Origin of the sequence: uncultured Mycobacterium sp. (assembly GCF_964249325.1) — a bacterium.
In the GTDB taxonomy this organism is placed as follows: Bacteria; Actinomycetota; Actinomycetes; order Mycobacteriales; family Mycobacteriaceae; genus Mycobacterium.
Genome location: NZ_CAXUCH010000181.1, coordinates 2,341 through 8,862, shown reverse-complemented (window position 1 = coordinate 8,862; position 6,522 = coordinate 2,341). Strand labels below are relative to the sequence as shown.

Annotated in this window: 6 protein-coding genes; 2 read left to right on the top strand and 4 right to left on the bottom strand. The window is 65.5% G+C overall.

The window, feature by feature from the left end:
- The 3 genes from ACFE99_RS18800 to ACFE99_RS18790 all read right to left on the bottom strand — a co-directional run.
- Positions 1-568: flavin-containing monooxygenase (locus ACFE99_RS18800; RefSeq protein ID WP_375487902.1), on the bottom strand; the 568-nt coding region annotated here is incomplete at its 3' end.
- Positions 565-1,485 (bottom strand): ferritin-like domain-containing protein, encoded by a 921-nt coding sequence (locus tag ACFE99_RS18795; RefSeq protein WP_375487900.1) that lies wholly within the window; start codon positions 1,483-1,485, stop codon positions 565-567. The genes ACFE99_RS18795 and ACFE99_RS18800, both read right to left, overlap by 4 nt.
- 23 nt (positions 1,486-1,508) lie before the next feature.
- Positions 1,509-2,354 carry an SDR family NAD(P)-dependent oxidoreductase gene (locus tag ACFE99_RS18790; RefSeq protein WP_375487897.1) on the bottom strand — a complete coding sequence of 282 codons (846 nt, stop codon included), beginning with the start codon at positions 2,352-2,354 and terminating at the stop codon, positions 1,509-1,511.
- A 299-nt stretch (positions 2,355-2,653) separates the two neighbouring features.
- Between ACFE99_RS18790 and ACFE99_RS18785 the strand changes: the two genes are divergently transcribed.
- On the top strand, positions 2,654-4,042 hold the full coding sequence (locus tag ACFE99_RS18785; protein ID WP_375487895.1) for a wax ester/triacylglycerol synthase family O-acyltransferase: 1,389 nt from the start codon (positions 2,654-2,656) through the stop codon (positions 4,040-4,042).
- Here the strand turns inward: ACFE99_RS18785 and ACFE99_RS18780 are convergent.
- Complete coding sequence (locus ACFE99_RS18780; protein WP_375487893.1) at positions 4,039-5,685, bottom strand: (2,3-dihydroxybenzoyl)adenylate synthase; 1,647 nt, start codon at positions 5,683-5,685, stop codon at positions 4,039-4,041. The genes ACFE99_RS18785 and ACFE99_RS18780 overlap by 4 nt on opposite strands.
- Before the next feature lie 159 nt (positions 5,686-5,844).
- On the opposite strand from ACFE99_RS18780, the gene ACFE99_RS18775 reads away from it, so the two are divergent.
- On the top strand, positions 5,845-6,522 hold a 678-nt coding region (locus tag ACFE99_RS18775), incomplete at its 3' end, for a phosphopantetheine-binding protein (RefSeq protein ID WP_375487904.1).

Genomic DNA, 6,522 nt, shown 5'->3' with positions numbered 1-6,522 from the left:
TGATCTGGATAGCGCTGGCGCCGGTACCGATGACGCCGACCCGCTTGCCGGACATATCGTAGTCGTGCTCCCAGCGGGCGCTGAGGATCTTCTTGCCCCGGTAGGAATCGATGCCGCGGATGTCGGGGAAGCTGGCGTCGGAGAGCGGACCGGACGCCAACACGACGGTGCGGGCGCGGAACTGCTTGTTCTTGCTGGTGGTTGCGGTCCAGACACCGGCGCTCCCGTCGAACGCTAACCCGTTGACGGTGTGGCCGAACCGGATATGGCGGCGCACGCCAAGTTCGGTGGCCATGTCTTCGATGTGGCGGCAAATCTCGTGGGCGGGGGAGTATGTCCGCGACCAGGCAGGGTTTTGGACGAAGGAGTAGGAGTACAGCAGTGACGGGATATCGCAGCTGGCACCGGGATACGTGGTGTCGCGCCAGGTGCCGCCGACCCGTTCGCCGCGCTCGAGGATGACCACTTCGTTGACGCCGGCCTGCGCCAGCTTGATGGCCGCGCCCAGCCCGGTGAAGCCGGCTCCGACGATCAGTGTCGCGTGGACGTGGTTGCGCGCCATCGTCATGCCGCCGGGTTGTAGGTGAGCTCTTTGAACCAGCTGGGCACCGGCTTGAGCAACGGTTTGGGATAGAAGTCGGACAGCCACACCATCGAATTGGCCAGCAGGTGATACGGGTGGCGCGGGTTCACGACCATCGCGGCGTGCCGCTTGAGCACCTGGTACGTCGGTACCCGCGAGGTGAAATCGCCTCGCTCGCCGAGCTGCTTGAAGCGCTTGACCGCGTTATAGAGCCGCTCGGGCTCCATGCCCATGTCGGCGAGTTCGTTGCGTACGCGGTTGAGCAGCGGCAGATACATCAGCGCGCCGATGACCAATCCGGGTGAGGCGATGTTGCCGACGAAGTCGACGGCCAGTTTGCGCGCCTTGGCATGGCCGATCATGTTGAGCACTTCGAAGTCTACTGCGAGGTGGCGGGATTCGTCGTTGTTGATTTTCTCGAACACCTGGTGGCACACCGGGTCTTCGACCTCGTCGAGCAGGAATTTCAGCAGCGCGCCGTCCAGCGCCACCTCCAGCATCGGGATGACGGTGCCCAGGATCGACAGCGACATGCCGTCGGCGTAGGTCTCGAGCCACTGCATGGCCAGCCGGATGTTGACATTGGGTTCCGGCACCTCGCCGTCGTCGAGCATTCCCCAGCGCTTCATCAGAGCGAGTTCGGCGTTGGCGTGGCGTTGTTCCTCGGCGTGGAAATACCGGTAGATCTCGGCGATGGTTGGGGTCGGCGCCTTCTTCGCCAACGCCGCGAACCCGCGGGCGCCGATGTTCTCGATCCAGCACAGGTCGGCCATGAAGGCCTTCAGCTTCGGCCGGAAGTCGTCGCTGATCGTCTCGGCACCCGGAGCGTCCCAGTCGATGTCGGCGAGCGCCCACTGCCGGTCCTTGATCTTGGCAAGCATGGCGTCCATGTCGATACTCATGTGCGCAACTCCTTTGCGTGGTCTCAGTGCGGGGTGAGCCGAGACGCCAGGCCAACCGCGCGGGTGTAAGCGGTCGGCGCCAAGCGTTTGGCGTTCCATCCGATCTTGGCCTCAAGCTGCGGCATGCAATAAAGGTCGCCGCGATCGTTGGCGTCAAGGCATACTCGGGCAACTTTGGCTGCCGAAACGCCGGTCCAGCGCATCAGTTTCGCCGCGAACTCGCTTGATTCGGCTGTGATTCTGCCGGATTCGACGATGTTGGTCTTGACAAAGGTGGGGCACAGCACGGTGACCTTGATGCCGGTGTCGGACAGTTCGGCGGCCAGCGTCTCGGAGAGGGAGAGCACGCCGGCCTTGCTGACGTTGTAGGCAGCCATGCCGGGTGCGGCGCCGAAAGCAGCGGCGGAGGCGACGTTGATGATGCCGCGCGGGATGTTCGACGGTTCCGCACCGCGCAGGATCGGGGTGAAGACATGGCAGCCGTGAATGGGTCCCCACAGGTTGACGTCCAGTGTCCAGTGCCAATCCTCAAGGGATATCTCCCCGACGGGTGCTCCGCCTGCTCCGACACCGGCGTTGTTGATCACCAGTGTGGGCGCTGCGTCGAACCATGATTGGGACTTGGCGGCTAGTTCGCGGACGTCGTCGAACTGCGACACGTCGCAGCGGATCGCGGTCGCCCGGCCGCCTTGGTCGGTGATCGCGTCGGCCGTCTTTTGCGCGGCGGGTTCGTCGATGTCGGTGCACACCACCGCGCCGCCACGGCGGGCGAGTTCGACGGCGAACGCCGCGCCGATGCCGCTGCCGGCGCCGGTCACCACCGCCGATGCTCGGCGGCTTGGCTTCTTCTTGTTGAACAGCCCGAGCATTGCTAGCCCGCCTTTTCCGGTGCGTGAGTATCGTTGGCGCCCAAGGTATTTGCGATAAACCGCGCTGGAAGGATCGCGCTGATCTGTCGCAATGTCAGCGCGCTTGCCGCGGCCGCTGCGCGTGATCGCAGTGAGCCGCGCGCGGAGATCCCGTCGCCCATGCAACAGAGTCAATCGCAAATGGTGACATTAGTCAATGGCAGTATTGACCCATGCCGCCAATGCCAAGGTCAACAGCGATTTGCGGAGGTTTCCATTTCTGGTTCGCATCCGTTGTGCAGCGTCCTACGCTTTTCGCCATGAGGCGTATGTCAAGTGTCGATGCGGCATTCTGGTTCGCTGAAACGCCGGGCTGGCACATGCATGTCGGCGCTTTGGTGATCTGCGATCCCGCCAAGGCCCCGAACTTCCGCTTTCACGCGCTGCGCGACCTTCTCGCCGCCCGGATCGGCGAGTTGCCGCAGCTGCGCTACCGCGTGGTCGGCGTCCCTCTGGGGCTCGACCGGCCGTATTTTGTGGAAGACAAGGAGCCCGATCTCGAGTTTCATATGCGTCGCATCGCGGTGCCCGCACCGGGCGGGCGCGCCGAGCTCGATGAACTTATCGGGCATCTGATGTCGTACAAGCTCGACCGTTCCAAACCGTTGTGGGAGATGTGGTTCATCGAGGGAGTCGAGCACAACCGGGTAGCCATCTTGACCAAGATGCACCACGCGCTGATCGACGGAGTGTCCGGCGCCGGGCTGAGCGAGATCATGCTGGATGTCACTCCGGAACCTCGACAACCCACCGACGAGGCCGCGCGCACACCCGCTGACAACGGGCCGCCGGGCGTAGAACGCCAACTGATCGGCGCGATGTTCAACGTCGCGGTGATGACGCCCTACCGGATGATGCGACTGACAGAGCAGGTGCTGCGCCAACAACTTGCGGCGCGCAGCATCTCCAACAAGCCGCCGCGATACTTCTCTGCGCCGAAGACCCGCTTCAACGCGCCGATTTCGCCGCATCGGCGAATCGCCAGCAGTCGCGTGGAGTTGGATCGGATCAAGGTGATCAAAGACGCGTTCGCCGTCAAGATCAACGACGTGGTGCTGGCGGTAGTCGCCGGGGCGCTGCGCAGCTACCTCGAAGACCGTGGCGAGCTGCCCGATCACCCGCTGATCGCGCAAGTGCCGGTGTCGACACACAACGACAAGAAAGATGTTGCCAATCAGCTCAGCTCCATGACCGTCAGCCTGGCCACCGACGTCGCCGACCCGGCCGAGCGGTTGGAAGCCATCTACCGCTGTACGCAGGGCGCCAAGGCCATGAGAAAGGCACTGACGGCGCACCAGATCATGGGCCTGACCGAAACGACGCCGCCCGGGCTGCTCACGCTGGCCGCGCGCGCGTACACGATCAGCCGCCTGGGCGCCAACGTCGCGCCGATCAACGTGGTGGTGTCCAACGTCCCGGGTCCCGACCGCCCGCTCTACGCCGCCGGAGCCGTGGTGGAGCGGTTCATGCCCATCGGTCCGTTGGTGATGGACGTCGGGCTGAACATCACCTGTTTCAGCTATCGCAATTGGATGGACTTCGGCTTCGTCACCACAACTGAGATCGCCCACGACATCGTCGATTTGGCCGACGCCATCGAACCGGCGTTACAGGAACTGGAAAAAGCGGCGGCGCAGGGCGGGTCTTAGGGGTCGCTCCGGTGATCGGCTGAGGCCAGCCGGCTGATCGCCACCTTGTCGACCTTCCCCACCGCTGTGGTGGGCAACGCGGCCAATGGAATCACAACGTCGGGGCGCGCATGCATGGCAACTCCGCGCGCGTCCAGGTAGTGGTTCAGCTCGGCCAGTGTCAGCGGCGGTCCGGCGAAGACAACTGCGGCACCGATCTTTTCGCCGAGATAGCGGTCAGGCAGGGGCACCGCCGCGGCCGACGCAATTGCCGGATGGGTGAGCAGATGCTCTTCGACATCCTGCGCGGCAACGGTCTCGCCGCCGCGGTGAATGACGTCTTTGACTCGCCCGGTGACTTGCAGGTAACCGTTGGCCAGGCGACGCACCACGTCGCCGGTGCGGTAGAAACCGTCGCGGTCGAAGCTGCGCTGGTTGTCATGCTCGGCGCGGAAATATCCGTTGAGCGTGTACGGGCCACGCACCAGCAATTCGCCTTCCGCGCCCGGTGCTACCGGACCGCCGGTGTCGTCGACGATGCGCAGCTCGTCGTCGTCACACAGCGGCCGTCCCTGGGTGCGGTCGAGAAGTTCGGGCGGATCGTCGAGCCGGGTGTAGCTGAGCAGCCCCTCCGCCATCCCGTACACCTGCTGCAGACCCGGGGTCAGCGCTTCGCGTATCCGGCGGGCATCTTGTGCGTCCAGCTTGGCTCCGCCGACTTGCAAGAGCCGCAACGTCTTCGGTGTCACCGGCTCCCATTCGCAGGCCTGCGCCCACAGGGTGGCGAGTGCGGGCACCAACGCGGTCACGGTCACGCTGTGGCGCGCGATCGCGGCGAAGGCCGACTCGGGGCTGGGGTCGGTGGTGAACACGGTGGTGGCACCGACGCTCATCGCGCCGAGCAAGCCAGGGCAGGCCAGCGGGAAGTTGTGTGCCGCCGGCAACGCCACGAGATAGACGTCGTCAGTGGTCAGCCGGCAGAGTTCGGCGCTGGCGACGGCGTTGTACACGTAATCGTCATGGGTGCGGGGGATGAGCTTGGGCAGCCCCGTGGTGCCGCCGGAAACCAGCAGCAGCGCCGGCGACCCGGTATCCACGGCGACCGGCGGACGCGGCGCCGAGGCGGCACACACCTGCGCCCACGACACGAAGGGCCCGGGGTGGCCGTCGACGACAACATGCTGCAGCGCAGGATGATCACTGGCAACCGCCTGGGCCATCGTGCGGTAGTCCAGTCCACCTGCCACGTCGGGAATGAGCAATGCCCGGGCGTCGCTGACGGCGGCGAAATGCCCGATTTCGGCGGCGCGGTGCCCCGGCAAGCACAGCACCGGGATCGCTCCCGCTCGCAACAGCCCGCACAAGGCCACCGCGAATTCACACGTGTTCGGCAACTGCAGCAGCACCCGATCACCGGCCGCGATCCCGAGCGCCGCAAGTCCGGCGGCCGCGCGATCGGCCCGCGTCTCCAGCTCGGCGTAGGTCAGGCATTGGCGGCGCCCCTCACCGGTGGCGTCGAGAACCGCCGGACGACCAGGCCAGCGCCGCGCGGCATCGGTCAGGATCGAATCGACGGTTCGCCCCGCCCAGTAACCGGCCGTCCGGTACCGGGTGGCCCGGTCGGCGGGAAAGGGCACGAAGCCTGGCGGCGCTGCCATTGGCATTTGCTGCACCAGCCTCCCTTTGATCCGTTTGGGGCCAAGATTAGGGTAACCAACCCAAATTAGGGCAGCCTGTGCTAACTAGTAGGGTTGACGCGAAAATCGGCGATGCCCTCGATGCAGCCCACAGCGCGCATTGCGAGCAGGTCAAAGGAGGCGTTCGTGGTGGGTGCCGCTGCGAGCCGCGAGGCCCTCCGTGCGGAGATCGCGGAACTGCTCGGCATCAGCCCACAGGCCATCGACCCTGGCGGCAACCTGATCGGCCAAGGTCTTGATTCCATCCGGATGATGGCGCTGTCGGGTCGCTGGCGTCGCCGCGGCGCCGACATCGACTTCGCCGCGCTGGCCGCAACACCCACCATCGAGGCGTGGTCGGACCTGCTGTCCACCGCGCTGAACACCGTCGACACGTCGGCGCCCATCGACGTGACGGCGAACGCCGACACAGCGGCGGCGTTTCCGCTCGCGCCGATGCAGCACGCGATATGGGTGGGCCGTCAGCACAACCAGGAGTTGGGCGGGGTCGCCGCCCACCTGTACGTCGAATTCGACTGCGGCCCCATCGATCCCGAGCGACTGCGCACCGCCGCCGCCGCTTTGGCGTCGCGTCACCCGATGCTTCGGGTGCAGTTCCTGCCCGATGGGATCCAGCGAATCGATCCGGGCGCGAAACTCGACGTTGCCGTGCGCGACTTCCGCGAACTCGACGCCGACGTCGTCAAGCACCGGCTCACCGAAATCCGAGAGACCAAATCGCACCAACAGCTCGACGGTCAAGTGCTCGAGCTGACCCTTTCGGTGCTGCCCGGGGAACGCTCGCGGCTGCACGTCGACCTCGAC

Coding starts and splice junctions, on each gene's coding strand:
- ACFE99_RS18790 (WP_375487897.1), bottom strand. CDS start 2,354: ATGCTCGGGCTGTTCAACAAGAAGAAGCCAAGCCGCCGAGCATCGGCG.
- ACFE99_RS18795 (WP_375487900.1), bottom strand. CDS start 1,485: ATGAGTATCGACATGGACGCCATGCTTGCCAAGATCAAGGACCGGCAG.
- ACFE99_RS18785 (WP_375487895.1), top strand. CDS start 2,654: ATGAGGCGTATGTCAAGTGTCGATGCGGCATTCTGGTTCGCTGAAACG.
- ACFE99_RS18780 (WP_375487893.1), bottom strand. CDS start 5,685: ATGCCAATGGCAGCGCCGCCAGGCTTCGTGCCCTTTCCCGCCGACCGG.